A 25495-nucleotide genomic window follows, 5' to 3' on the forward strand; every position below is an offset into this window, starting at 1 on the left:
GAATCGACCAAGATTGGCATGGCCACTTAACAGGCGCTGCCCCCGTCGCGCCACAAGGGCACGGCGGGGGGCAGCGATCGAAAGAAGCTAGGAAGCCAGCCGGCGTTCCACGTCCTCGATGGCCGGGTAGGCGGCCTGCGTGCCTTTCTTGGTGGCGGCCAGGGCGGCGGCCACGGAGGCGAAGGACGCGGCCTCGGCCAGGGAATCCCCGGCCGCCAGCCGGGCGGCAACGGCGCCGGTGAAGGCATCGCCCGCGCCGGTGGTGTCCACGGCGTTGACCTTGGTGGGCGCAACCCGGGTGATCCGGGAACCGGCGGCCGCCTGCGAGTCGAGAACCACGGAGCCGTGGGCGCCGAGCGTCACCAGCACACGCTCCAGGCCGCGCGCGGCGAACTGCAGCCGGACCGGCTCCCACGCCGCGGCGTCGGCGTCGGCGTCTGGCACCTCGGCGTCGCCCAGGAACAGCGAGGCCTCGTGCGCGTTCACCAGCAGGACATCGCTCAAGTCCGCGAGGCTTTGCGGGATCTCCGCGTACGGCGAGAGGTTCAGCAGAACCGTTGCGCCGGCGTCGTGCCCTGCCTGTGCGGCGGCCGCGACCGTCTCGAGGCTGACCTCAAGGCAGAGGCAGACGACGGCCGCACGGTCGAAGGCATCCGCGGCGGCAGTGATGTCGGCGGGGGACAGGGTGCCGTTGGCGCCCGCCGAGATGATGATGTTGTTCTCGCCGTGCGCGTCCACGGAGATGACCGCGACGCCGGTGGCCGCAACGGAGGAGCTGCGGACGCGGGAAATATCCACGCCGGCGCTGGCGGTGGACGCCAGGAGCATGGCCCCGTTGGCGTCGTCGCCCACCGCACCGACCAGGCTCACGTGTCCGCCGAGCTTGCTGGCGGCCACCGCCTGGTTGGCGCTCTTGCCGCCGGGGTTGACGGCAAAGCCGTTGCCGTGGACAGTTTCGCCCGGCAGGGGGAGCCGCTCGCAGTAAATGGTCAGGTCCGCGTTCAGGGACCCGACGACGACGATCCGGCCGGCTGTGCCTTCTGGCGTCACTTGGCGACCTCGGCCTCGACGGGCTTCGGGATCAGCAGGGAGGCCGCGAAGGCCGCTGCGGTGATGGCCAGGCCGGTAACCACGACGGTCAGGTAGGAGGCCTTGGCGTCGCCCAGCGCGGAGGTGGCCACCAGGATGGCTGGCAGCACCAGGAAGCTCAGGCCTGCGCCGAGGTTGAAGGCGCCGGCGTTCATGCCCGGCAGGAAGCCGGGGTTGCCGTGCGGCGAGAGGACGACGCCGAGTCCGTTCAGCATGATGTTGACCGTACCCGCATACATGATGCCCAGCAAGGCTGTTCCGGCGATCATCATGGGCAGGCTGCTGAGGCCGAAGAACGCGATGATGGCCAGGGCCGCGATGCTGCCGACCATGCCGATGCGCAGCACCTTGGTGTAGCCGAGGACCGGGGCCAGGCGGCCGCTGACGGGGCCGACCGCCCAGCCGAGCAGGGCATACGGGGTGAGGATGATGAGCGACATTTCGGTGGGTCCCAGGCCGAAGCCCGGGGCCGCAGCCTGCACGTAGGCCGGGACGATGCCGTTGATGACGGCGAAGATGCCGGTCATGGTCAGGGTTGTGGTCAGCAGCGGCGCCCAGGTGGAGCGCTGGCGCAGGTGGATGGTTTCCACCATGGGTTCCTTGGCGCGCTTCTCCACGGTCCAGAAGGCGAAGAACGCTGCGGCGGCAACCACGATCAGGCCGATGGCGAGCATCAAGGTGCCGGCGGAGAACGCCCCCACCAGCTTTGAGCCTTCGTTGAGGGCCGTGAGCAGCGCGCCGACGGCAATGACGATGAAGAACACGCCCAGCCAGTCCATGGTAGTGCCTGCCGCGGGCTTGCTTTCGCCGGCCAGGAGGGCGATCAGGGCGGTGGCCACGAGGGCCAAGACGACCATGAGCCAGAAGATGCTGCGGAAGCCGAAGTTCTCGGCGAAGTAGCCGCCCACGAAGGAGTCGACGCCGGCCACGCCGCCGTTGACTGCCGTGATCAGGCCCATGAGGGTGCCGTACTGGCGCGGATTGCTGACGGCGGAGCGCAGCATGATCAGGCACAGGGGCACCGTGGGGCCGCTGACACCCTGGATGATGCGGCCCACGAAGAGCCAGGTGACGTCCGGGGCCATGGCCGCGATGACCGAGCCGATGGCCATCAGCAGCATCATGCCGATCAGGATCTTCTTGCGTCCGATGATGTCGCTCAGGCGCGGCAGGAACAGGGAGAACAGGGCCGCGGCCGTGAAGAACCAGGTCTGGGACAGGCCGATGACGGCCTGGTCCGTCTGCAGCTCGTTGCCCATGGTGACCAGGGCCGGGCTCAGCATGGAGGCGTTGAGCTGGAAGGCCACGCAGGCGGCCAGCAGGGCAACCATGAGGGCGGTGACGTTGGCGCGCGTGCCCTTGGTTTCAGAAAGGAGGGTGCTCATTACTTGGCCTCTGCGGTTGCTGCTGCGAGGTCTGCGGCTGCGGCGAGGTCTGCTGCGGGCGCGGCAGCGGGCTCGCCCGGCTCGCCGATGCGGACGAGGGCGTCCGTGACGAGGTTCCAGAACTTCTCGTGGTCAAGGTCGACGGCGACGGAGGTGTGGCAGTCTTCCGGTGCCGGGGCGCGGAAATCGGCCACGGTCATGCCGAGCGTGAGCTTGCCCTGCAGCTCGATGTCCACGGGGACCTTGCGGGTGGTCATGACGGTGGGGTCGATGACGTAGGCCACGGCGCAGGGATCGTGGACCGGCGGGTAGTCGAAGCCCTGGGCGTCCTTGTAGGTCTTGGTGAAGAACTCCATCAGTTCCATCACGAACTGGGCCGGATTGGTGCCCACGGCCGCGATCTTCTCGACGACGTCCGGGGTGGCCAGCGCCTGGTGTGTGAGGTCCAGGCCGACCATCACCACGGGCCACTTCTCGTTGAACACGATGTGTGCGGCCTCGGGGTCGATGATGATGTTGAATTCGGCCACGGCGCTCCAGTTGCCCACGTGGTAGCCGCCGCCCATGAGGACGACTTCCTTCACGCGTTCAACGATGCGCGGTTCCTTGCGGGCAGCCAGAGCGATGTTGGTGAGGCCGCCGGTGGGGACCAGGGTGACCGTGCCGGGCTCGTGGGCCATGATCGTCTCGATGATGAGGTCGACGGCGTGGCGCGGGTCCAGTTCGATGGTGGACGCGGGCTGGGCGGGGCCGTCCATGCCGGTCTCGCCGTGGATGGACGGCGCGGTTTCGATGGTGCGGACCAGGGGCCGGGCGCAGCCGGCGGCGAAGGGGACTCCTGTGATGCCGGCGATGGTGCCTACAGAGAGGGCGTTGCGGGTGACCTTTTCGAGGGTCTGGTTGCCCACTACGGTGGTGACGGCGAGCAGCTCGATGTCCGGGTTGCCGTGCGCCAGGAGCAGCGCCACGGCGTCGTCATGTCCGGGGTCGCAGTCCAGGATGATCTTCTTGCGTTCAGGGGTCATGGTGTTGGGGTCCATGTTCATCTCCACGTCATTGGGGCCTGCCGGGGCAGGGCGCTAGGTCATTCAGAGGAATTCTGGCACTGCATGGCCCGTCACGTCAAGCGCTTAACGTGAAATGCGTCAAGCGCTTGATGCCATGTGGCGGCAGAAGTGGCGAAATCCCGGCTACGATCGATGCATGGAACCCGCGGAACGAGTGCAGCAGCCCCCTGCAGGTGGACCACCCCCTGGGCGTGCGCACCGCGTCACCGCGGCGATGGTGGCCGCCCGGGCCGGGGTCTCGACGGCCACGGTGTCCCTCGTGGCCAACGGCAAAACCCGGGGGCGCGTCTCCGATGACAACATCTCCCGTGTCCGCCAGGCCATCTCCGAGCTCGGCTACGTGGTGGACGGCATCGGGAGTTCCCTGTCCAAGGGCGTCAGCTCCATCGTGATCCTGGTGGCCCCGGACATCGCCAACCCCTTCTTCGCCAAGGTCATCGCGGGCATCCGCGAATCGCTGGGTTCCGAGTACCAGCTTCTGCTTTCCGTGACCGACGCCGGCGAATTCCCCCGGGCCGACGACGTCCGCAAGCTCCTGGCCCTCCGTCCCGCAGGCCTGCTGGTGGACGCGCCCAGCGCCGGCTTCCTGGAGGACCTTTCGGTGGCAGGGCCCATGGTGCTCCTGGACGCGCCGGGCATGGAAAGCTACGCCCCGTCCGTGAACCTCGACGTCGCCCACGGTGCCCGAGAACTGGCGGCGCACCTGGCCGCCACGGGACACCGGCGAGTGGCCTATGTGGACAGCGTTACGGGCACGGCAACGTTCGAGATCCGCCGCGCCGCGTTCCTGGACGAGGCCGCCGCTTGCGGGATTGCCGTGGCCCATGAGCACATCATCAGCACCACCATCGACGTCGGGGCCGCCGCCGTCGCGTTCGCCGCCGCCTGGCCGCGGTGGCAGCAGGCCGGCGTCACCGCCGTCGTCTGCGGCACGGACACGCACGCCTACGGCGTGCTGCAGGAAGCGCGGGTTGCCGGGGTCCGCATCCCGGAGGAACTGGCCGTGGCGGGCTTCGACGACCTGCCGTACTCGGCCACGTCCAACCCGGGCCTGACCAGCGTGCACCTGCCGGCCACGCCGCTGGGGCTCAAGGCCGGCGAACAGCTCCGCGGGCTCATGGAGGGCCGGGTGCTGGAACAGCCGCAGCTCACACTGGAGAGTTCGCTGGTGGTGCGCGGCTCCACTGTGTAGGGTCTGGACTGCATCGGTCCCGGCGCCGGGCGCGCCGGACTTTTAGTGGATGACAGCGAGGAGCACGCCCACCAGCACGAACAGCACACCGAAGGTCCGGTTGAGAACCTTCTGGCCGAGCTCATTGTGGGTGAAGCGCTGGAAGGAACGGGCCGCCAGGGCGAAGAAGAACCACATGACGGCGATGTCGATGAGCACAACCGTGGCGCTGAGGACCAGGTACTGCGGGATGAGCGGCTGCTCCGGGCGGATGAACTGCGGCATGAAGGCCAGGAAGAAGACGATTGCCTTGGGGTTGAGCAGATTGACCCAGACGCCGCGCTGGAACATGGACCAGGCCGGCTCGTTCCGCCGGGCCTCGACCTTTTCCTTGTCCAGGTCAGGCCCGTGCAGGAACTGCCGGATGCCCATGTACACGAGATACGCCGCACCAGCGTAGCGGATCACGTTGAAGATCACGGGCGAGCTGGAGACCAGGACGCCCACGCCGAGGGCCACGATGACAATGTGGATGATCAGGGCGGCCTGCTGGCCCAGGACTCCCCAGATGGAGCGGCGGAATCCGGAGTTCAGCGAGTTGCTCATGGTGGAGATGGCACCGGCGCCGGGCGTGAAACTGATGAGGGTGCCAGCGCCTACCAGGGCCAGCCAAAGGGAAAACTGCACCAAACAAGCCTATGCCGGTGACGTGGGTGCTGCGGACGCGGCCAGGCTCGTTGGAGAGCCGATGCTTAGCAGAGACGTTTAGGGCAGACTGGTGGCGTGAGCGGAATCCGGTGGGTGCTGCACGTCGATCTCGACCAGTTCATCGCGGCGGTCGAAGTACTCCGGCGGCCCGAGCTTGCGGGCAAGCCGATCATTGTCGGCGGTCGGGGGGACCCCACGGAACGTGCCGTGGTGTCGACGGCATCCTACGAAGCCAGGGCGTTCGGCGTGGGTTCCGGAATGCCTCTGCGCATCGCGGCCCGGAAAGTGCCCGACGCCGTGATCCTGCCCGTCGATCAGGAGGCTTACCTCGCGGCGTCGGACATGGTGATGGCTACCCTGCGCGCGCAGCCGGGCGCGACCGTGCAGGTGCTGGGTTGGGATGAAGCCTTTGTGGGCATTGAGACCGAGAACCCGGAAGCCTACGCCCGGCAGGTGCAGGCTGCTGTCCTGGAGCGAACGCAGTTGCATTGCAGTGTCGGCATCGGCGACACATTGGTCCGAGCCAAAGTCGCCACGGGTTTCGGCAAACCGGCCGGTGTCTTCCGCCTCACTGCCGAGAACTGGCTCGAGGTCATGGGCAGCCGGCCCACCATGGACCTGTGGGGTGTTGGAACCAGAGTGTCGAGCCGGCTGGCCAAACTCGGCATCGACACAGTCGCCGAGCTCGCTGCGTCCGACCCCCAGGACCTGGTCCCGGAGTTCGGCCCGAAGATGGGTCCTTGGTACGCACAGCTGGGACGCGGGGACGGAGCCCGCGTTGTTGACGACACCCCGTGGGTTGCGCGCGCGCACGGCCGGGAGACCACTTTCCAGCAGGATCTGTCCGAGCCCGCCCAGGTGGACGAGGCCGTACGGGAGTTGGTGGCGCGCGTCGTTGAGGATGTTGTGGCCGAAGGGCGGCCCGTGGTCGGGCTGACGCTCAAAGTCCGGTATGCGCCGTTCCTCACAAAGACCTACTCCAGAAAGATTCCCGAGACATTCGACCGGAAGGTAATCCTCACGCGAGCCTTGGACCTCACAGCAGGAATCGAGCCGGACCGGCCGATCCGGCTCCTTGGATTGCGGGCGGAGATGTCGATGCCCGAAGATGCCAGAAAGGGACATACGCCGACGCGCGGTGGCTGGTGAGGTGGCAGCGCCTGCTACCAGCGCCGTCGGGCGGGCAGTGCCACGTTCCAGCCGGCTACCAAAGAGCCTCCACCAGCGGGAACTCGTGAAACACCCGGTCCGCCGTGATGACCACCATCGACTCAACTATGGCTTGGGACGCGATCATCCTGTCGAAGGGATCCCGGTGCTCCCAGTCGAGTTGGCCGGCGGTCAGGGCATGTGCTCCATTGATGGACAGTTCCTCATTGCAGAGTTCGGCGACGTGCCGGGAGTACCCCAGAAGCAGGCCATCCAGCTCAGGAAGCCGTCCCAGCCTGTGCTTGTAGGCGAGCTCGTAGGCAGTGGCCGCCGACGCCACCAGGTGGTGGTCCAGCGACTGGATGACGCGGCGTGCCTTGGCCGAGAGCTTCCGGGGTTCGGTGAGCGCCCAGGCTAGGACATGGGTGTCGAGGAGGTAAGCGGTGCTTCCCATTGTGCAAGTTCCTCCTCACCCATCGGCTCGAGGAAGTCTTCGGGGAGCCGGCCCTTGACGAAACCGAGGCGCCGTTTGGTGGGCCGCTCGATTTTGACAAGCCGGGCAACGGGCCGTCCGGCCTTCGCGATCACCACATCCTCGCCGCGCTCAACCATGTTGAGGAGCTCGGAAAGGCGGGTCTTGGCATCCTGGACGTTGTATTGTCCCATGTTGACCAAGTCTACTTGGTCAACCTCTGCGAAGTAAGGTTCCGCCGAGTAAAAGGGAGGAGGATCGTCTGCGTAGTAGTAGCTCATGAAACGAGCCTAGAGACGCCACACCACTGCCGGCAGAGGCCACTTTCCTTATGTGGACAACGGCCCCAACTCGGCCGCCTTCAGCAGCAGATACTGCCGCTCCTGCAGGCTCCCCGTCTTCTTCGCCGCGGCCACGAACGAGGCCCGGGCGCCCACAGCATCCCCTGCCATTTCGAGCAGATGCCCGCGGACGGCGTCGAGCCTGTGTGTTTGGGCCAGAGCGGCGTCCAGCCCGGCCAGCAGCTCAAGCCCGGCCGACGGGCCCTCCACCATGGCCAGCGCCACGGCACGGTTCAATGTGACCACGGGGTTGGGGGTCAGGGCCTCGAGCACCATGTAGAGCGCCAGGATCTGGGGCCAGTCGGTGTCTTCCGCCGTGGCCGCCTCCGAGTGCACCGCCGCGATGGCCGCCTGCAGTTGATAGGGGCCGGCCGGGCTGCGGCCGAGCGTTGCGGCCAGCAGGGCCAGGCCTTCGCCGACCTGGTCCCGGTTCCACAGCCCGCGGTCCTGCACGGCGAGGGGCACCAGCGTTCCATCCGCCAACGCGCGGGCGGGACGGCGTGAATCCGTGAGCAGCATGAGGGCAAGCAGCCCCGCCGCTTCGTGCTCGCCCGGCAGCAGCCCGTGCAGCAGGCGGGCCAGGCGGATCGCCTCCGCCGTCAGGTCCTCGCGCTGCAGCGACGGCCCCGAACTCGCGGCGTAGCCTTCGTTGAAGATCAGGTAGAGGACATGAAGCACGACGCCGAGCCGCGCCTTGCGCTGGTCCGCTTCCGGCAGTTCGAAGCGGGCTCCGGCCTTCTTGATGGCCTGCTTGGCGCGGCTGATGCGCTGGCCCATGGTGGCTTCCGGGACCAGGAAGGCGCTGGCGATTTCCGCCGTCGTCAGCCCGCCCACCGCCCGTAATGTCAGTGCCAGCTGGGATGGTGCAGACAACGCCGGATGACAGCAGAGGAACAGGAGGGTGAGGGTGTCATCGGCGTCGGGCGACCACCCGGCGTCGGGCGCTTCAGGCGCGGCAGGTTCCAGGGCCACGGCCCGTTCTTCCCGGGCACGCCGGGCGCTCTCGCTGCGCCACTCATCCACGAGCCGCCGGGACGCCACGGTCAGCAGCCACGCCCCCGGGTTCTCCGGAACGCCTGCCGCGGGCCATTGCAGGGCGGCCTCCAGCAGGGCCTCCTGGACGGCGTCCTCGCAGGCGTCGAACTGCCCATGCCGGCGCGCCAGCACGCCAAGGACCTGCGGCGCGAGCGCGCGCAGCAGGTCCTCGAGCTGCGGTGCCGCGGTCAAGCGGCTCGGGCAAGCATGGCTAGACCTCCGGCGGTTCGTCCTGGACGCGGCGGAGCTCCACAACAGGTGCGTACTTGACGATGCTGGCGCAGATCTCCACGGCACGTTCCTCGCTGGCCACGTCCACCACCCAGTAGCCGATCAGCGACTCCTTGGCCTCGGCGTAGGGCCCGTCCGTGGTGATCACGCCGTCGGGGGTCTGCTTGACGAGCTTGGCGGTACTGCCGTCGGCCAGGCCGGCGTTGAAGACCATCTCGCCGGAATCACGCAGATCCTTGTCGACCTGGATCATGAAACCGATCATTTCCTTGACCCACTCGGGGTCGGCGGTCGCCATCATGCCCTCGGCTGAGCCGAACATCATGATCATGTACTTCATCTCGAACTCCTTATGAAGGGCGCCCTGTTTGGGTGCTTTCACTCATGGGTCGGAACTGCGCCGGACATTTCTACATAGGTGGCGGATTTTTTGATGGAGAGCGTTCGTTCCTGACCTTCTTTGGCTTCAGCGCGGCCCTGTGAAAACCGATTGGGTTGATTTCAAGGCAGATCGAGGTCAAACAAGGTCAGGGAGGGCGCCCTGCAAGCTCAGGCTCGGGCGATCACCTCGCCGTTCGGGATCAGGAAGAAGCCGTCGTCGGTGGCGCCCCAGCGGTGCCAGCCGGCAGCGATCCTGGCGAGGTCGGCCTCGTTGGCGAAGCCGTATTCGAGGGCCTGTTCGGCAAAGGCGGAGTGCAGCACGCGCTCGCTCCACACTCGGGACTGCCAGGCCCTCTGCTGGGCCGTGGCGTAGAGCCAGTTGCTGCTGGTGGGCGCCACCTGGGCAAAGCCGGCCTGCTGCGCCCAGGACACGAGGCGACGGCCGGCGTCGGGTTCGGCCCCGTTGCGGCGCGCGATCTTCTGGTACAGCTCCATCCAGTCATCGAGTTCCGGGACGGCCGGGTACCAGCTCATGCCGTGGAAATCGGCGTCGCGCACGGCCACGATCGCCCCTGGTTTGGCCACGCGGCGCATCTCGCGCAGCGCGGCGACCGGGTCGGTCAGGTGCTGGAGGACCTGGTGGGCGTGGACGAGGTCGAAGGTCTCGTCCTCGAAGTCGAGATCGTAGATGTTGCCGGTGCGGAACTCCACGTTGGCCACCCCGCGCTCGGCCGCCAGTGCGGTGGCCTGTGCCAGCACATCCGCGGAACGGTCCAGCCCGATCACCTGTGCCGGCGCCACGAGCTCCGCGAAATCGCACGTGATGCTGCCCGGCCCGCACCCGACGTCGAGCACTGACGTCCCGGCGGTGAGATGGGGCAAAACGAACGCCGCGGAATTCTCGGCGGTCCGTGAGGCGTGGGCCCGGACAACCGACTCGTGGTGCCCGTGGGTGTAGACATCTTCAGGCTGCTGCGCGTTCATAGGGAAACGCTACCCCCAGCCCGGCGGATTTAGGCGGATCCTGCACCCAGAGATGCGGGAAGTACTCTTGCCGGGAAGCGGCCCTTTCCGGGAGCCGCACATGTACCGGATAATCGGGGCTGTGACTCTTGCTTCCCTGATCGCCTTCGCCGGGCTCTGCCTCATCCTTTCCGTGACTCCCGGTCCGGACACTTTCCTGGTGCTGCGCATCGCATTGAACCGGCCCAGCGCGGGCATTGCCGCGGCGGCAGGTTCGGCGGGCGCGGCCATCGTGTGGGCTGCCCTCGTGGGCATCGGCCTGGCTGCGCTCCTGGAACAGTCCGCCGAGCTGTTCCGCTGGCTCAAGATCGCGGGCGGACTGTACCTGCTGTACCTCGGCATTTCCTCGTTCATCAAGTCCCGGAAGGCCGCCAAAGCCGGCATTGACGGCACCGGTCCGGATACGCCTCTTCCGTACAGCAGGCTCGCAGGTCTTGGCGCCGGGGCGTTGTCCACGCTGCTGAACCCCAAGGTGGGCCTGTTCTACCTCGCCGTCGTCCCGCAGTTCATTCCGCACGGCGGCGACACCATGGGCACCGCCCTCATCCTGGGCGTCGTGGTGGCCGTGATTGCGTTCGCGTACCTCTCGATGGTGGCCGTCGTCGCGTTCAAAGCGATGCGGTGGCTGAAGCGACCCAAGGTGAGCACCGTCGTCGAACGCACCAGCAGTGGGATCATTGCCGCCCTGGGCCTTGGCGTGGTCGCTTCCGGCGCCAGCAGCTAACCGGTTCACCTGCCTCCCCAGGGCCAAGACCCCCGGGCCGCCATCAACTGAAGGCCTCCCGCCGGACCGTCCGGAGGGAGGCCTTCCGTGTGGAGCATGTACGGAAGCACCTCACCAATTTGAGTTAGGTTAGCATTACCTACTACCATTGAGGCGGTGACCATACAGCCAGACTTGGCCGGTATCTCCTTCGCCGCCGATCTGGCAAGGTTCGGAGACCGGACCGCACTTCGCATCAACGGCAGCTCAGTAAGCTATCGCGAGCTTGCTGACCAGGTGGAGTCCACTGCACGATCCCTGGGACCTGTTCGCCGGCTCGTAGCCCTGGAGGCGGACAACACCTTGCCGTCCCTGCGGGTGTACCTGGCAGCGCTGGCGGCAGGACATCCGTTGCTGATCCTGCCCTCGGGAGGAGGCCCGGCCTCCGAGGCCCTTGTTGCCGCCTACGATCCCGACGTCGTTGTCCGCCTTGCGGACGGCGATGCTGTGATGGAGGGGCGGCGCGAAGGGACACGCCACCAACTGCATCCCGAACTGGCGATGCTCGTGAGCACGTCAGGGTCAACGGGCTCACCGAAGCTCGTGCGCCTCTCCGCTGACGGCCTCCAGGCCAACGCGGCGGCAATAGCGCAGTACCTGCATTTGCGTCCCGACGATACGGCGGCCACCACACTCCCACTGTCGTACTGCTATGGGATGTCAGTCGTCAACAGCCACCTGTCGGTAGGTGCATCGCTCGCCCTCACGGATCTGTCAGTGGTGGATCCGTGCTTTTGGGACCTCGTACGTGCACAAAACGTGACATCCTTTGCGGCCGTGCCATACACCTTCGAGCTCCTGGAACGCGCGGGGTTTGCGGACATGGAGCTGCCGAGCCTGCGGTACATCACGCAGGCGGGCGGCCGCCTGGATCCGGAGCGCGTACGTGCGTATGCGGAATTGGGGACCCGCCGGGGCTGGGACCTGTTCGTCATGTACGGGCAGACGGAAGCCACCGCCCGCATGGCCTACCTGCCGCCGGACCTGGCGTCCGGGCATCCGCAGGCCATTGGCGTTCCGGTTCCCGGCGGCGAGTTCCGGCTTGAGCCGGTTCCTGGCCTGGACGACTGCGAACTCGTCTACTCCGGACCCAACGTGATGCTTGGCTATGCCGAGCGGGCTGAAGACCTGGCACTGGGGCGCGTCGTGGAAGAACTCCACACCGGAGATCTTGCGAGGCGCACCAACGACGGGCTGTATGAAATTGTCGGGCGGCGCAGCCGTTTTGTGAAGATCGTCGGGTTGCGCGTGGACCTGGGCCAGGTGGAGCGGCTCCTGGACGGCCTGGGCGTTTCCGGGGCCGTGGCCGGCACCGATGAGCGCATCGTGGCTGCGGTTGAAGGTACCCACGACCTTTCCTTGCTTGCCAAGACCCTTGCGCAGGACCTCGGCCTCCCGCGTGCCGCGGTCCGGCTTCACGCTGTGCAGGCGATCCCGCGCCTGGGCAACGGAAAGCCGGATTACCCGGCAGTCCTGGCCTTGCACGCCGAACATGACGACGACGGCGGCGCGCCCGGCGCCCACGCTGACGGCGCTGGCCTCCAGCGAGACGATGCCCGGCGGATTTTCGCGGATGTCCTGGAGCGGGAAGACATTCAGGATTCCGATACCTTTGTTTCCTTGGGCGGCGACTCGCTGTCCTATGTTGCTGCTTCGGTCCGGCTGGAGCGGTTCCTCGGGGAGGTTCCTGCTGGCTGGCACCTCATGCCGGTAGGCGACCTGGTTCCCCGTGCCGGGCGGCGCGGCTCCACTGAAGAGGCTCCCGGAGGCCTTCCGAAGGGCGGTACCGATGGCCGTTTCCAGTCGTGGCGCCGCCGGCTGCTGGCGCCGATGGAGACCGGGATCGTGCTGCGGGCCGTTTCCATAGTTTTCATCGTTTCCACGCACATCGGATGGTTTTCCTGGGAGGGCACGGCACACGTGCTGATGGCCCTTGCCGGCTACAATTTCGCCCGCTTCCAATTGGCTGGAGCGCGCCGGGAGCGGCTGCGGAGGCACATGCGGACGCTTGCCCGGATCGTCGTGCCAAGCATCGCCGTGATCGGCTTTGCGTTCGCTGTGACCGATACCTACAGCTGGGCCAATGTATTCCTGATGAACGCCATCCTCGGTCCGCCGGGGTGGAGCGACTTCTCCCGCTTCTGGTTCGTGGAAGTGCTGGTCCACATTCTGATCGGCGTAGCGGCCCTCCTGGCCATACCCGCAGTGGACCGCGCCCAACGCAGGTGGCCGTGGGCCTTCCCGCTCGCCCTCGTGGCCGCTGACCTGCTGGTCCGATTCCATGTTGTGGTCCTTCCGTTTCAGGGGCAGGGCCCTGTCCTGTGGCTTTTCGCACTTGGCTGGGCCGCGGCTGCCTCTGCAACCATGTGGCATCGGGCCGTCGTCACGGCTCTGGCACTCCTGGCCACACCGGGGCTCTTCGACGACGAATACCGCAACGCCACCATCCTGGCCGGGTTCCTTGTGCTTGTCTGGGTGCCGACGCTGCTGGTGCCGCGGAGACTGCACGGGCTCATCGCGGTATTGGCCAGTTCTTCGCTCTACGCGTACGTCACGCACTGGCTCGTCTATCCGTTGTTCGAGGAAGCAGGAAAGGGCCTGGCGGTCGCTGTATCCTTGGCGGTCGGCGTCGGCTACTGGGCACTTGCCACGCGCGTCATGGGCGCCGTGGAGCGCTGGTGGCGGCGCCGAGGCAGCCGAACGGCTACCTGACGGGTGGCCCCGGGAGGCCGGGCTCAGCGGTTCCGGTACACCGCCAGGAAATGCGCGATCCTGCGCACCGCTTCCTCGATGTCCTCCACGGCAGGCAGGATCACAAAGCGGAAGTGGTCCGGCGATGGCCAATTGAATGCGGTGCCGTGCGAGACCAGGATCCTCTGCTCCTGCAGCAGGTCCAGGACGAATTTCTCGTCGCTCGCGATCGGGTAGACCTCGGGGTCCAGCCTCGGGAAAAGGTACATGGCGCCAGCCGCGGGGACGCAGCTGACGCCGGGGATCGCCGTGAGCAGTTTCCAGGCAAGGTCCCGCTGCACTCGCAGCCTGCCGCCGGGCCGGATGAGTTCTTCGATGCTCTGGTAGCCGCCCAGGCAGGTCTGGATGGCGTGCTGCGCTGGAACATTGGAGCAGAGCCGCAAGGAGGCCAGCAGTTCCAGGGATTCCCGGTAGGCCGCCGTCGCCGCGCGCGGACCTGTGACGGCCACCCAGCCCGCACGGTAGCCAGGCATGCGGTAGGCCTTGGACAGCCCGCTGAACGTCAGCACGCAGACGTCGTCCGCCACCGCGGCCGTGTGGATGTGCGGGGCGTCTCCGTAACGGACCTTCTCGTAGATCTCATCGGAGAACAACACGAGCTCGTGTTTGCGGGCGAGCGCAGCGAATTTTTCCATGATGTGCCGTGGGTACACGGCGCCTGTGGGGTTGTTCGGGTTGATGATCACGATTGCCCGGGTGCGCTTGGTGATCTTGGCCTCGACGTCGGCCATGTCCGGCCACCAGTTCTCGTCCTCGTCGCACAGGTAGTGCACCGGCTTGCCGCCTGTAAGCGTCACCGCAGCCGTCCACAGCGGGTAGTCGGGGGCCGGGATGAGGATCTCGTCGCCGTTTTCCATGAACGCCTGCAGGGTCATGGAGATGAGTTCGCTGACGCCGTTGCCGATGAAGATGTCCTCGACGCCGATCTGCATGAGGCCGCGCGTCTGGTAGTACTGCGAGATGGCCGTGCGTGCTGTGAAGATGCCCTTTGAATCGCTGTAGCCCTGGGCGCCGCGCAGGTGGTGGATCATGTCCACCACCACCGACTCCGGCGCCTCCAGCCCGAACGGTGCGGTGTCCCCGAGATTCATTTTCAGGATCCTGTGACCCTCGGCCTCCATGGCCTTGGCAGCCTGGAGGATGGGGCCGCGGAGTTCATAGCGGACGTTCTGGAGTTTGCTGGAGTGCTGCATCGGGCGCATGGTTGATCTTTTCACGGCCCGGCCCCTTTCCGTACCGGCCGGATCATCCCTTTACCGCCCCGGCCGTGAGCCCCTGCACGATGTACCGGATCGCGAAGGCGCCACCGTTTCTGCAGGAACGGACGTAAACTTGCGGGACAATCCGGTATAGGAAGGCTGCTGGAGTGGGCAGGGCCGCTGGACGAAGCGAAGAAGCGGACATCGCGCTGCTGGAAGGCAGCGGGATGCGGGAGCCGCTGGCCATTGCGCTGCGGACCGTCGGGGTGCGGCTGGAAACCTGGAAGTTGGCGCAGTTGCACCACCGGCCAGGTGCCGGCGTCACCGGTATTTACGAGGTGAGCTACGACGGCGGGCCGCCCGGAACGCTGACGGACTACCTGTGTGCCACGACAGCGAGTGTCCCGGCGGACGCGGCAACGGTGGTGCGCTTGCGGGCCGGGGACCGGCAGCTCACCATCTGGCGCCACCCGGCTGATCCGATGCTGCCAGGGCTCCCGTGGGCTTGTGACGGTGCTGCCGTGGCCACTGAACTGTTCGGCCGGCCCGGCGAGGTTGCCAGCCTGCGCACGCTCAGTTACCGGCCGTTGCGGCGGGCGGTCCTGCTGGCGGAACTGCGGGGGACCCGGATTTACCTCAAGGCCGTGCGGGCACAACAGGCCGAACTGCTCTGGACCCGGCACCGCATGCTGGCCGACGCCGGGCTTCCGGTCGCGGTTCCGCTGGGGGATTGGCACCGAAGCGTTGTGGCGTTGTCCGAGCTCGGCGGGGAGCCCCTGGCCGAGCTGTTCATGGCCGATGGCGCAGCGCAGCTGGATCCCCACGAGGTCATCGACTTGCTGGGGCGGTTGCCCGCAGGGGTCAAGTCCCTGCCGTCGCGGCCTGCCTGGGCGCTCCGGTCAGCGGATTATGCCCGGGCTGCGGCGGCCGCGCTTCCGCAGGCGAAAGGGCGGATCGCAGTGCTGGCGGACACCATCTCAGCACTGCTTCCCAAGACCGACGCCGGGCCGGTGGTGCCCTCGCACGGAGACTTGTATGAGGCGAACCTGCTGGTGGTGGGGTCCCGGATCACGGGACTGCTGGATCTGGATTCCCTTGGCCCGGGGCACCTGGTGGACGACCTCGCCTGCTTCCTCGGGCATCTGGCCGTGCTGCCTGCGCTCCACCCGGGCTACGTCCACGTTCCGGCTGCCGTGGACCGGTTTGCCGGGGTTTTCGACGGCGCCGTCGACCCGGCGGCGCTGCGGCTTCGGGCCGCCGGGGTGGCGTTGTCCCTGGTTGCCGGGGCGAAAACGCACGACGGCGGCAGTTGGGTTCCGGGGGCAATGTTGCGTCTGGCGGCGGCCGAGAAGCTGGCTGCCGAAGGCGCCGGGCTGATCCGTGGGCGGTAGGAATATCCTCAAAAATTCGCACGCATTCCTGTATAAGCGCGGCACAATTAACGTATCAGCGATCAAGAAAGGCAAATATTCAGGGGCTGGCCATGAATAAGCGAAATGTTTGGATTGCAAGCGGAACTCTGGGACTCATGACGCTGAGCCTCACTGGCGCAGGTGCATCTCAGATTGCCCTGTCGAGGGAAGTAATCGAGATTCAGCGGGCGGCCGTGGTTCAGGTCAGTGGCGATGCCGCAGTTCCCGCGATGGTGCCGGCCATGATGCCCGCGCCTATGAGCGTGCCGTCGCCGATGAGCGCGGCGTCGCCGGTGTCCGCACCGTCGCCCGTGTCGCCGGTGTCCGCACCGTCGCCCGTGTCGCCGGTGTCCGCACCGTCGCCCGTGTCGCCGGTGTCCGCACCGTCGCCCGTGTCGCCGGTGTCCGCACCGTCGCCCGTGTCGCCGGTGTCCGCACCGTCGCCCGTGTCGCCGGTGTCCGCACCGTCGCCCGTGTCGCCGGTGTCCGCACCGTCGCCCGTGTCGCCGGTGTCCGCACCGTCGCCCGTGTCGCCGGTGTCCGCACCGTCGCCCGTGTCGCCGGTGTCCGCACCGTCGCCCGTGTCGCCGGTGTCCGCACCGTCGCCCGTGTCGCCGGTGTCCGCACCGTCGCCCGTGTCGCCGGTGTCCGCACCGTCGCCCGTGTCGCCGGTGTCCGCACCGTCGCCCGTGTCGCCGGTGTCCGCACCGTCGCCCGTGTCGCCGGTGTCCGCACCGTCGCCCGTGTCGCCGGTGTCCGCACCGTCGCCCGTGTCGCCGGTGTCCGCACCGTCGCCCGTGTCGCCGGTGTCCGCACCGTCGCCCGTGTCGCCGGTGTCCGCACCGTCGCCCGTGTCGCCGGTGTCCGCACCGTCGCCCGTGTCGCCGGTGTCCGCACCGTCGCCCGTGTCGCCGGTGTCCGCACCGTCGCCCGTGTCGCCGGTGTCCGCACCGTCGCCCGTGTCGCCGGTGTCCGCACCGTCGCCCGTGTCGCCGGTGTCCGCACCGTCGCCCGTGTCGCCGGTGTCCGCACCGTCGCCCGTGTCGCCGGTGTCCGCACCGTCGCCCGTGTCGCCGGTGTCCGCACCGTCGCCCGTGTCGCCGGTGTCCGCACCGTCGCCCGTGTCGCCGGTGTCCGCACCGTCGCCCGTGTCGCCGGTGTCCGCACCGTCGCCCGTGTCGCCGGTGTCCGCACCGTCGCCCGTGTCGCCGGTGTCCGCACCGTCGCCCGTGTCGCCGGTGTCCGCACCGTCGCCGGTGTCGCCGGTGTCCGCACCGTCGCCGGTATCCGCGCCTTCGCCGGTGTCCGCGCCTTCGCCGGTGTCCGCGCCCTCTGCGGTTAGCGCAGCCTCAGCTGGACATGGACATGGCGACGAGGGGCATCACTGAGCAGTAAGGGCACCACAGAGCAGTAAGGGCACCACAGAGTAGTCCGGGGCTCTTGATCGGCGGATGGCATCGACGTCCAGGCGCTCGGTAGCCCACCCGCTAGGGCAAGGGTGGGTTGCGTGTCGCCTTCATTCCCACCGGATGATGACCGGCAGGCTGCTGGTGCTGGCCGAGACCTCACGTTCGGTGCCGCGGACTGCCACGGCAAAATGCTGGATTTCGTCCGCCGAGGCCAGGACCTCGAAGTGGCCGGTGGCGTCGCTCACGACGGCGGTGGCGGAAGAATGGGCGCGGATGTAGGCGTTGGGGATGCCCTTGTTGTGGATGTCGACGAGCCTGCCATGGAGGCGGCGGGCGACCACCGCAGTGGCGACGAGAGGTTCTAGGACGAGAGGGCTGGACGGCTCATCGAAGCGAAGCGCTACGGGGATGCGGACGAGGAAGCCCAGGCCATGGCGGATGCCGGCTTCGTATTCGTCTGGCTGGAATTCGCCGCTGGAGACCACAGAGTACTGGCTGCTGCGTTCGACGGCCAGCAGGAGTTGCTCCATGTTGTCCAGCTGTTTGGGGCCGTGGCACTCGACGGCGACCCTCAGCTCGAGGTCCAGCAACGGTCCTTCCCGCCGGGACCTGCCCACCCGATTCAGGGCGACGGCGTGGACGGTGACGGGGGCTTCCGGGGTCTCGGGGGCGGGTGGTACGGAACCGTCGTCGAAGCGGACACGTTCAGGGGACACGGCGTCGGACAGCACTCCGAGCAGCTCGGTCAACGATGAACGCACAAATCCCACGGTGACACCCCAGTCCAAGGTGGTCCTCTAGAGCCGATGTGCTCTAGATTACTCCCGCACTGGCCTGCGAGTCACCGGGCTCCAGCCGCCGTCGAATCCCGCCCGACTGAGTAGCATTTGATGTCGTTTTGAACCCTCAAGCGACATCTGCTGCCTACTTGGGCACGCGCGCCGGTTCCCGCTGAGCCACCACCCCACCGTCGCGGCGGCGGCTTCGGCCAGCGGGGTCGGTTCCAGCCCGAGTTTCGCCTGGCTGGCCGAGGAATCCATCACGAACGGCCGCTCGAACTGATATAGCATTTCCGCGAGCTCGCGCATGTCCGCGGAAAACAGTCCCAGGCCGCGCACTACCCAGCCGGGGATGGCACCGACCCTCGGGGCGGGCTTGCCCGCGGCGCTGGCGAGCACCGTCGCCAATTCCCGCATGGTGAGTGGCGCGTTGCTGGGGGCGTGCAGCACCTGGTTCCGCAGCTCCGGCAGCTGGGCGGCCCTGATCATGGCGGCGGCCAGGTCCGGGACATAGGTGAAGGAGTGCGGCTGCGCGGCACTGCCCATGGCCTGGACCGCCTTGCCCTCGAGGACCCGCGGGACCAGGCGTTCCCCGGCGTGCGCCATCAGCACCCGCGGCCCGAAGAAATCGCCCGCCACCACGCTGACGGTGTCGGCCCGGTGTGCCTGCCGGGCGCGGAGCAGTTCGGTGCGGACACCGCGCTTGCCGCCGGAGGCGTCCCGCGGGCTGCTTTCGGTGATGGGGCCATCGGGCTCGCTGTAGGAGTAGAGGCTTTCAGGGAAGACGACGACGGCGCCCGCGGCTGCCGCTGCATCCATCACCGCCTGCTCGGCCCGGGGGAGTTCGGCGCGCCAGGCCTTGGCGGAGTAGGCCGAGCCGTGGATGCAGTGGAACACAGCTGCTGCGCCGGCGAAGGCCCCGCCCAGCTGCGCGGGATCCGAGACGTCGGTCCTGCGGCGTTCGATCCGGGCGTGCTCCGGGCCGGACCCGGAGCGGGTCAGGACGCGGACCTCGTGACCCTGTTCGGCGAGCTGTTCGGCGACGGTCCAGCCGACGGGTCCGGCTCCGGTGACTACGTACAAGGTGGGCATGGCGGGCTCTCTTTCGGACGTTCAGGAATTGCGAGAGCGGTGCTCTCTCAATTCAGAATGGCCTCGCTCTTGGATTAAGTAAAGAGCACTGCTCTTTTTTGTTGACGGCGCTCTATCTTGTGGCATGCTGGGTCCATGAATCCCGCAGCCCCGCCCGCTAACGAAGCATCGCCCGCCAAGCCCCAGACTCCACGTGAGCGCGCCCGCACCCAGACAATCGCCGACATCGTCCGTCTGGGCCGCCAGCACCTGGCGCTCCACGGGGCCGCGGCGTTGTCCCTGCGGGCCGTCGCCCGGGACCTCGGCGTCGTCTCCTCGGCGGTCTACCGGTACGTGGAAAGCCGCGATGAGCTCCTGACCCTCCTCCTGATCGATGCCTACAACGAGCTGGGCGACGAGGTGGACGCCGCCGTCGACGCCCTTCCCGGGGACGATTTCGCCGGGCGGTTTCGCGCGCTGGGCCGGGCCGTGCGGAGCTGGGCGCTGCGTGAGCCGGCGCGCTATTCGCTGCTGTTCGGCAGTCCCGTGCCCGGGTACCAGGCTCCCGCCGGGCGGACTACCGTGCCCGGCACGCGCGTCATCTACCGCCTGGTGGGCAACTTCGACGCCGCCTACCGGGCCGGTGCGCTCACAGCGCACGCGGCTCCCGTCGTCGTCGTTCCTCCCGCGCTGCTCCCCGACCTTCAGGCGATCCGTGCGGAACTGGGGCTCGCCGTCCCCGAGGCATCCGTGGCCAGGGGCGTCCTGGTGTGGACCTCGGTGTTCGGGGCGATCAGTTTCGAGGTGTTCGGCCAGTACGGACGGGACACCTTCTCCGCCCGCGACGAACTGTTCGAGCACCAGCTCAGTGTTCTGGCGGAAGTCGTTGGGCTAACCTCCGGACGGTAAGGTATCCAGATGGTCCGTGGACTGGCTGACATCGGTGCGGAGAGCGTCCTGCTCGCCGGGGCCGGTCGTGCCATCCTGCTGCAGATCGCCGATCCCGCGGTGGGCCACGGCGTCGCCGAGCACAGCAACTTCGCCGAGCGTCCGCTGGACCGGCTGCGCGCCACTATGACGTACGTGTACGCGGTGGTCTACGGCTCCGAGGAACAGTTGGCGGCCGTGCGCCGCGCCGTGAACCGCGCCCACGCCCCCGTCCGCCGCGAAGCAGATGCCGCGTCCGCCGGGTACAACGCCTTCGACGAACAGTCCCAGCTGTGGGTGGTGGCCACCCTCTACGACACCGCCGTCACGGTCTACGAAAAGATCCACGGAACGCTCGACGACGACGCCGCCGACCGCATTTATCGCGACTATGCGCAGATCGGCACGGCCCTGCAGCTTCCCGCCGAGCTCTGGCCGGCCGACCGGGCGGCCTTCGCCCAGTACTGGGACGCGCGCGTGCAGAGGCTCGCCCCGGACGCCGCCGCCAGGCGCGTGGCGCGGGATCTGCTCGAGCCCGCCGGCGGACCCATCTTGTGGCGCCTGTCGATGCCGCTGGCCCGCTTCCTTACCGCGGGACTCCTGCCGGAGCACCTCCGTGCAGGCTTCGGATTGCCCTGGGGCCACCGGCACATGCGGCGCTTCGAGCGCACCATGCGTGTCCTGGCGGCGGTCTATCCCCGGCTGCCGCAGAAGATCCGGCACTGGCCCAAGAACCACTACCTCGGGCAGCTCGTCATGGCCGACGAAATCGCCCCGAAAGCTACACCTCGCCGCGGACGGCCTTGATCGCTGCCCGGCGGGCAGTGCTGCGACGTTCACGCTGGGCGAAATCGCCCGGAAAACCCGCAATCAAGCGGATCCTCGAGCCGCAAAAATCAAAGTTGAGCGAACTTGACTCAACTTTGAATTGACATCGATCCGACCCCGAGTACAGTTGAGTGCAGAACGCTCAACTAGCCGATTGTTGAGTGCCCCCCCGGATCCGGAACCCGCCCTGCGGGCCCTGCTGACGGGTGAAATCTCCGGCATCGGCATTGAAAGGAAACAACATATGTCACGCGCAGTAGGTATCGACCTCGGAACCACCAACTCCGTGGTTTCTGTCCTTGAAGGTGGCGAGCCCACCGTCATCGCCAACGCCGAAGGCGGCCGCACCACGCCGTCCGTCGTCGCGTTCTCCAAGTCCGGCGAAGTCCTGGTCGGCGAAATCGCCAAGCGCCAGGCCGTCAACAACATCGACCGCACCATCGCCTCCATCAAGCGCCACATGGGCACCGATTGGAGCGTTGCCATCGATGACAAGAAGTACACGCCGCAGGAAATCTCCGCGCGCGTTCTGATGAAGCTGAAGAACGACGCCGAGGCCTACCTCGGTGAGAAGATCACCGACGCCGTGATCACCGTTCCGGCGTACTTCAACGACGCCGAGCGCCAGGCCACCAAGGAAGCCGGTGAAATCGCCGGCCTCAACGTCCTGCGCATCGTCAACGAGCCCACCGCGGCTGCTCTGGCCTACGGCCTGGACAAGGGCAAGGAAGACGAACTCATCCTTGTCTTCGACCTCGGCGGCGGCACCTTCGACGTCTCCCTGCTGGAAGTCGGCAAGGACGAAGACGGCTTCTCCACCATCCAGGTCCGCGCGACCGCCGGTGACAACCGCCTCGGCGGCGACGACTGGGACCAGCGTGTTGTTGACTTCCTGCTGAACCAGCTCAAGGTCAAGGGCATCGACCTGTCCAAGGACAAGATCGCCCTGCAGCGCCTGCGCGAAGCCTCTGAACAGGCCAAGAAGGAACTTTCTTCCTCCACCAGCACCAACGTCTCCCTGCAGTACCTCTCCGTCACCCCCGACGGCCCGGTCCACCTGGACGAGCAGCTGACCCGCGCCAAGTTCCAGGACCTCACCAAGGACCTGCTGGAGCGCACCAAGAAGCCGTTCCACGACGTCATCGCAGAGACCGGCATCAAGCTCTCCGAGATCGACCACATCGTGCTGGTGGGCGGCTCCACCCGCATGCCCGCCGTCTCCGACCTCGTCAAGGAAATGGCAGGCGGCAAGGAGCCCAACAAGGGCGTCAACCCGGACGAGGTCGTGGCCGTTGGTGCCGCACTGCAGGCCGGTGTGCTGAAGGGCGAGCGCAAGGACGTTCTGCTGATCGACGTCACCCCGCTTTCCCTGGGCATCGAGACCAAGGGCGGCGTCATGACGCACCTGATCGAGCGCAACACCGCCATCCCCACCAAGCGTTCCGAGACCTTCACCACGGCTGACGACAACCAGCCGTCCGTGGCCATCCAGGTCTTCCAGGGCGAGCGCGAATTCACCCGCGACAACAAGCCGCTGGGCACGTTCGAACTGACGGGCATCGCCCCGGCACCGCGTGGCGTTCCGCAGGTCGAGGTCACCTTCGACATCGACGCCAACGGCATTGTCCACGTCTCCGCCAAGGACAAGGGCACCGGCAAGGAACAGTCGATGACCATCACCGGCGGCACTGCGCTCTCCAAGGAAGACATCGAGCGCATGGTCCGTGACGCCGAGGAGCACGCAGCCGAAGACAAGGCACGCCGCGAGGCAACCGACACCCGCAACACCGCCGAGCAGCTCGCCTACTCCGTGGACAAGCTCATCGCCGAAAACGACGACAAGCTGCCGGAAGAGGTCAAGACCGAGGTCAAGGCCGACGTCGCCGCCCTCAAGTCCGCGCTGGAAGGCACCGATGACGCCGCTGTCAAGACGGCGTTCGAGAAGCTGCAGGCTTCCCAGTCCAAGCTGGGCGAGGCCATCTACTCCCAGGCCGGTTCGCCGGACGGCGCAAGCAGCGCTGCCGGCGCCCCGGGTGCCCCCGCCGGTGACAAGGCTGCCGACGAGGACATCGTCGACGCCGAGATCATCGACGAAGACACCGCCGACGAGAAGAAGTAGCCATGCCGAACGGCAACGACGCAGGAAACGCGGGCCGCGAGGAACGCGAAGCCAACGAGCAGCACAAGCCGGTCATCCGGGACAACCGCAAGGTTGACCCGGAGACCGGGGCTGCCCGCCACCCGCAGGGCGAAGCCCCGGCTTCGCCCGAGGGCGACGCCCTGTCCCAGGCTGAGGAAATCCTCAATGGGATGGAGGTTTCGGCCGAGGAAGCGGTGGCCCCGGGTGCAGCAGCTGAAGCCGAGGCGGCGGAGCTCCGCAACGATCTCCTCCGCCTGCAGGCCGAGTACGTCAACTACCGCAAGCGCGTCGAACGCGACCGCGCCGTGGCAGGGGAGATGGCCGTCATCGGCGTCCTGAACTCCCTGCTGCCGGTGTTGGACGACATCGACGCCGCACGCCAGCACGGTGACCTCGAGGACGGCCCCTTCGCCGCGATCGCCGCCAAGCTGGAGACCGCGCTGAAGACGTACGGCCTGGAACGCATCGCGGAAACGGGCGTCGAATTCGACCCCACCATCCACGAGGCCCTCATCCAGCAGCCGGCCGAGGACATCGAGGTTGACACGGTCAGCCAGGTGCTGCGTTCGGGCTACAGGTCCGGCGAGCGGGTCCTCCGCGCAGCCCAAGTCATCGTCGCGGTTCCTGCGTAAGGTGAGCTGACAGCGACGCGAAGCAGGGGATGGGGCCCGGGCGGGGCCCCATCCCCTGCGAAGCGTCAAACGCAACACATATTTGAAAGGAAACGCCCTTGGCCAGCCAGGACTGGGTTGAGAAGGATTTCTACGCGATCCTTGGTGTCGCCAAGGACGCTTCCGACGCCGACATCAAGAAGGCGTACCGCAAGCTCGCGCGCCAGTACCACCCGGACACCAACTCCGGTGATGCCGCGGCCGAGAAGAAGTTCAAGGACATCTCCGAGGCGTATTCGGTGCTTTCCAGCGCCGAGGACCGCCAGCAGTACGACGCCGTCCGGGCCATGGGCGGAGCGCGTTTCGCCCCGGGCGCGGGGCGTGGGGGCGCCGGCGCCAATGGCGGCTTCGAGGACCTGTTCGGTGGCCTGTTCGGTGGCGGACGGCATCCCGCCGGCGCGGGCGGCCTACCGCCGGAGTTCGCCGACCTGTTCGGCAGCGGTTTCGGCGGCGGCCAGACCGGCTTCCAGCGCGCCCCGCAGAAGGGTTCGGACCGCACCGCGTCCACCAGCATTTCCTTTGCCGGTTCGATCCGCGGCACCACGGTGAGCCTGCGCGAGTCCAACGGCAACGTGATCGACGTCAAGATCCCCGCGGGCATCAAGGACGGCCAGAAGGTCCGCCAGCGTGGCAAGGGCAATCCCGGCCCGGCGGGCAACGGCGACCTCATCATCACGGTGAACGTCAAGCCGCATGATTTCTTCACGCGCACGGATGACAACATCCGCATCCATGTTCCGGTCACCTTCGCGGAGGCCGCCTTGGGTGCCAACATCCACGTGCCAACGCTCGACGGCGATACCGTCACCGTCCGCGTCCCGGCCGGCACGCCCTCCGGGCGCACGCTCCGGGTCAAGGGCCGCGGTGTCACCACCTCCAAGGCGACGGGCGACCTGCTGGTGACGATCGACGTCGCCGTCCCGCAGAACCTCAGCAGGGAAGCGGAGGAGGCGGTCAAGGCGTTCGCCGCGGCCACCGCCGACGCCGATCCGCGCCACGACCTGGCCGCCAAGGCCCGGCTGTAGGGACGCCGTGATGGGCATCGACGCGTACGATCCGATCTTCGTCATCTCGGTGGCGGCGGAGCTGGCCGACATGCACCCGCAGACGCTGCGCCAGTACGACCGGCTGGGCATCGTCTCGCCCAGCCGTGCCCCGGGCAAGTCGCGCCGCTACTCCCAACACGATATCGATGTCCTGCGCGAGGTCCAGCGCCTCTCTCAGTCCGGGGTTTCACTCGAGGGCATCAAGCGGATCCTGGACCTTGAGAACCAGGTGGCGGCGCTGAAGTACCGGGTGGCCGAGTTGACGGACGAGCTGTCCCGCCGCCGGAGTTCCGTGGATGCCCGCGTTTTCGCGGCGGGAGCAGCCGGCGACGTCGTCAGCCTGGCCCGCGGCCAGCGCCCGCGCGCGCGGTCCCAGGCCGTGGTGGTGTGGCGCCCGAAGCCGGGGGAGCCGCAGGCGTAGGCCCCCGCACAACAGCTGTCACCCGG

General features: G+C 67.5%; 24 protein-coding genes. 12 read left to right on the forward strand and 12 right to left on the reverse strand.

From position 1 onward, the window contains the following. Positions 1-87: 87 nt before the first annotated feature. The 3 genes from J1902_RS07880 to uriH are packed head-to-tail and all read right to left on the reverse strand — an operon-like array spanning position 88 to position 3514. A complete protein-coding gene (locus tag J1902_RS07880) occupies positions 88-1050 on the reverse strand; it encodes a ribokinase (RefSeq protein WP_207615695.1) in 963 nt (320 codons plus the stop codon). Next, positions 1047-2474: a uridine transporter UriT gene (gene uriT / locus J1902_RS07885; protein WP_207615696.1), complete on the reverse strand. Its 1428-nt coding sequence runs from the start codon at positions 2472-2474 to the stop codon at positions 1047-1049. The genes J1902_RS07880 and uriT overlap by 4 nt, the downstream gene beginning before the upstream one ends. Further along, on the reverse strand, positions 2474-3514 hold the full coding sequence (gene uriH, locus J1902_RS07890) for a uridine-preferring nucleoside hydrolase UriH (protein WP_207615697.1): 1041 nt from the start codon (positions 3512-3514) through the stop codon (positions 2474-2476). Before uriH ends, uriT begins: the two co-directional genes overlap by 1 nt. 241 nt (positions 3515-3755) lie before the next feature. On the opposite strand from uriH, the gene J1902_RS07895 reads away from it, so the two are divergent. Beyond that, positions 3756-4733, forward strand: a complete 978-nt coding sequence (locus tag J1902_RS07895; RefSeq protein ID WP_207615747.1) for a LacI family DNA-binding transcriptional regulator — start codon at positions 3756-3758, stop codon at positions 4731-4733. A gap of 42 nt (positions 4734-4775) precedes the next feature. On the opposite strand, the gene J1902_RS07900 is transcribed toward J1902_RS07895, so the two are convergent. After that, a complete protein-coding gene (locus J1902_RS07900; protein WP_207615698.1) occupies positions 4776-5399 on the reverse strand; it encodes a LysE family transporter in 624 nt (207 codons plus the stop codon). 96 nt (positions 5400-5495) lie between these two features. Here J1902_RS07900 and J1902_RS07905 point away from each other — a divergent pair, with 96 nt between their 5' ends. Then, the gene (locus tag J1902_RS07905) at positions 5496-6569 is read left to right on the forward strand and encodes a DNA polymerase IV (protein ID WP_443623199.1); all 1074 of its coding nucleotides are present in this window, start codon (positions 5496-5498) and stop codon (positions 6567-6569) included. Between the two features lie 55 nt (positions 6570-6624). On the opposite strand, the gene J1902_RS07910 is transcribed toward J1902_RS07905, so the two are convergent. The 5 genes from J1902_RS07910 to J1902_RS07930 form a co-directional block, all read right to left on the reverse strand. Beyond that, positions 6625-7023, reverse strand: coding sequence for a type II toxin-antitoxin system VapC family toxin (locus J1902_RS07910; RefSeq protein ID WP_207615699.1), 399 nt, complete (start codon positions 7021-7023; stop codon positions 6625-6627). Beyond that, positions 6984-7322, reverse strand: coding sequence for a type II toxin-antitoxin system Phd/YefM family antitoxin (locus J1902_RS07915; protein ID WP_242701751.1), 339 nt, complete (start codon positions 7320-7322; stop codon positions 6984-6986). Before J1902_RS07915 ends, J1902_RS07910 begins: the two co-directional genes overlap by 40 nt. Before the next feature lie 48 nt (positions 7323-7370). Continuing rightward, the gene (locus J1902_RS07920; protein WP_207615700.1) at positions 7371-8609 is read right to left on the reverse strand and encodes an RNA polymerase sigma factor; all 1239 of its coding nucleotides are present in this window, start codon (positions 8607-8609) and stop codon (positions 7371-7373) included. Between the two features lie 19 nt (positions 8610-8628). Beyond that, entirely contained in the window at positions 8629-8988 is a 360-nt protein-coding gene (locus tag J1902_RS07925) for a YciI family protein (protein ID WP_207615701.1), read from the reverse strand. Positions 8989-9197: 209 nt separating this feature from the next. Beyond that, on the reverse strand, positions 9198-10013 hold the full coding sequence (locus J1902_RS07930; protein ID WP_207615702.1) for a class I SAM-dependent methyltransferase: 816 nt from the start codon (positions 10011-10013) through the stop codon (positions 9198-9200). 121 nt (positions 10014-10134) lie between these two features. Here J1902_RS07930 and J1902_RS07935 point away from each other — a divergent pair, with 121 nt between their 5' ends. After that, entirely contained in the window at positions 10135-10776 is a 642-nt protein-coding gene (locus tag J1902_RS07935; RefSeq protein WP_207615703.1) for a LysE family translocator, read from the forward strand. Between the two features lie 156 nt (positions 10777-10932). Beyond that, entirely contained in the window at positions 10933-13527 is a 2595-nt protein-coding gene (locus J1902_RS07940) for an AMP-binding protein (protein WP_207615704.1), read from the forward strand. A 23-nt stretch (positions 13528-13550) separates the two neighbouring features. Here J1902_RS07940 and J1902_RS07945 read toward each other — a convergent pair whose 3' ends face one another. Further along, a complete protein-coding gene (locus tag J1902_RS07945; RefSeq protein ID WP_207615750.1) occupies positions 13551-14768 on the reverse strand; it encodes a pyridoxal phosphate-dependent aminotransferase in 1218 nt (405 codons plus the stop codon). Between the two features lie 164 nt (positions 14769-14932). On the opposite strand from J1902_RS07945, the gene J1902_RS07950 reads away from it, so the two are divergent. Next, a complete protein-coding gene (locus tag J1902_RS07950) occupies positions 14933-16156 on the forward strand; it encodes a phosphotransferase (protein ID WP_307794394.1) in 1224 nt (407 codons plus the stop codon). Between the two features lie 109 nt (positions 16157-16265). Then, complete coding sequence (locus J1902_RS07955; protein WP_207615705.1) at positions 16266-17519, forward strand: hypothetical protein; 1254 nt, start codon at positions 16266-16268, stop codon at positions 17517-17519. A gap of 174 nt (positions 17520-17693) precedes the next feature. Here the strand turns inward: J1902_RS07955 and J1902_RS07960 are convergent, their stop codons facing one another. Together J1902_RS07960 and J1902_RS07965 are read right to left on the reverse strand one after the other, a co-directional pair. Continuing rightward, positions 17694-18347: a hypothetical protein gene (locus J1902_RS07960; protein ID WP_307794395.1), complete on the reverse strand. Its 654-nt coding sequence runs from the start codon at positions 18345-18347 to the stop codon at positions 17694-17696. A gap of 57 nt (positions 18348-18404) precedes the next feature. Further along, the gene (locus J1902_RS07965; protein ID WP_207615706.1) at positions 18405-19457 is read right to left on the reverse strand and encodes an NAD-dependent epimerase/dehydratase family protein; all 1053 of its coding nucleotides are present in this window, start codon (positions 19455-19457) and stop codon (positions 18405-18407) included. A gap of 135 nt (positions 19458-19592) precedes the next feature. Between J1902_RS07965 and J1902_RS07970 the strand changes: the two genes are divergently transcribed. From J1902_RS07970 to J1902_RS07995, 6 genes are all read left to right on the forward strand, one after another. Beyond that, entirely contained in the window at positions 19593-20345 is a 753-nt protein-coding gene (locus tag J1902_RS07970) for a TetR/AcrR family transcriptional regulator (RefSeq protein WP_207615707.1), read from the forward strand. Between the two features lie 9 nt (positions 20346-20354). Beyond that, positions 20355-21170, forward strand: coding sequence for an oxygenase MpaB family protein (locus tag J1902_RS07975; protein WP_207615708.1), 816 nt, complete (start codon positions 20355-20357; stop codon positions 21168-21170). Between the two features lie 265 nt (positions 21171-21435). Continuing rightward, complete coding sequence (gene dnaK / locus J1902_RS07980; RefSeq protein ID WP_207615709.1) at positions 21436-23310, forward strand: molecular chaperone DnaK; 1875 nt, start codon at positions 21436-21438, stop codon at positions 23308-23310. A 2-nt stretch (positions 23311-23312) separates the two neighbouring features. Continuing rightward, entirely contained in the window at positions 23313-23963 is a 651-nt protein-coding gene (locus J1902_RS07985; protein WP_207615710.1) for a nucleotide exchange factor GrpE, read from the forward strand. A 98-nt stretch (positions 23964-24061) separates the two neighbouring features. Next, entirely contained in the window at positions 24062-25027 is a 966-nt protein-coding gene (locus tag J1902_RS07990; protein ID WP_207615711.1) for a DnaJ C-terminal domain-containing protein, read from the forward strand. A gap of 10 nt (positions 25028-25037) precedes the next feature. After that, positions 25038-25469 carry a heat shock protein transcriptional repressor HspR gene (locus J1902_RS07995; RefSeq protein ID WP_207615712.1) on the forward strand — a complete coding sequence of 144 codons (432 nt, stop codon included), beginning with the start codon at positions 25038-25040 and terminating at the stop codon, positions 25467-25469. Positions 25470-25495 lie beyond the last annotated feature (26 nt).

Source organism: Arthrobacter cavernae, assembly GCF_017368795.1.
Lineage (GTDB): Bacteria > Actinomycetota > Actinomycetes > Actinomycetales > Micrococcaceae > Arthrobacter > Arthrobacter cavernae.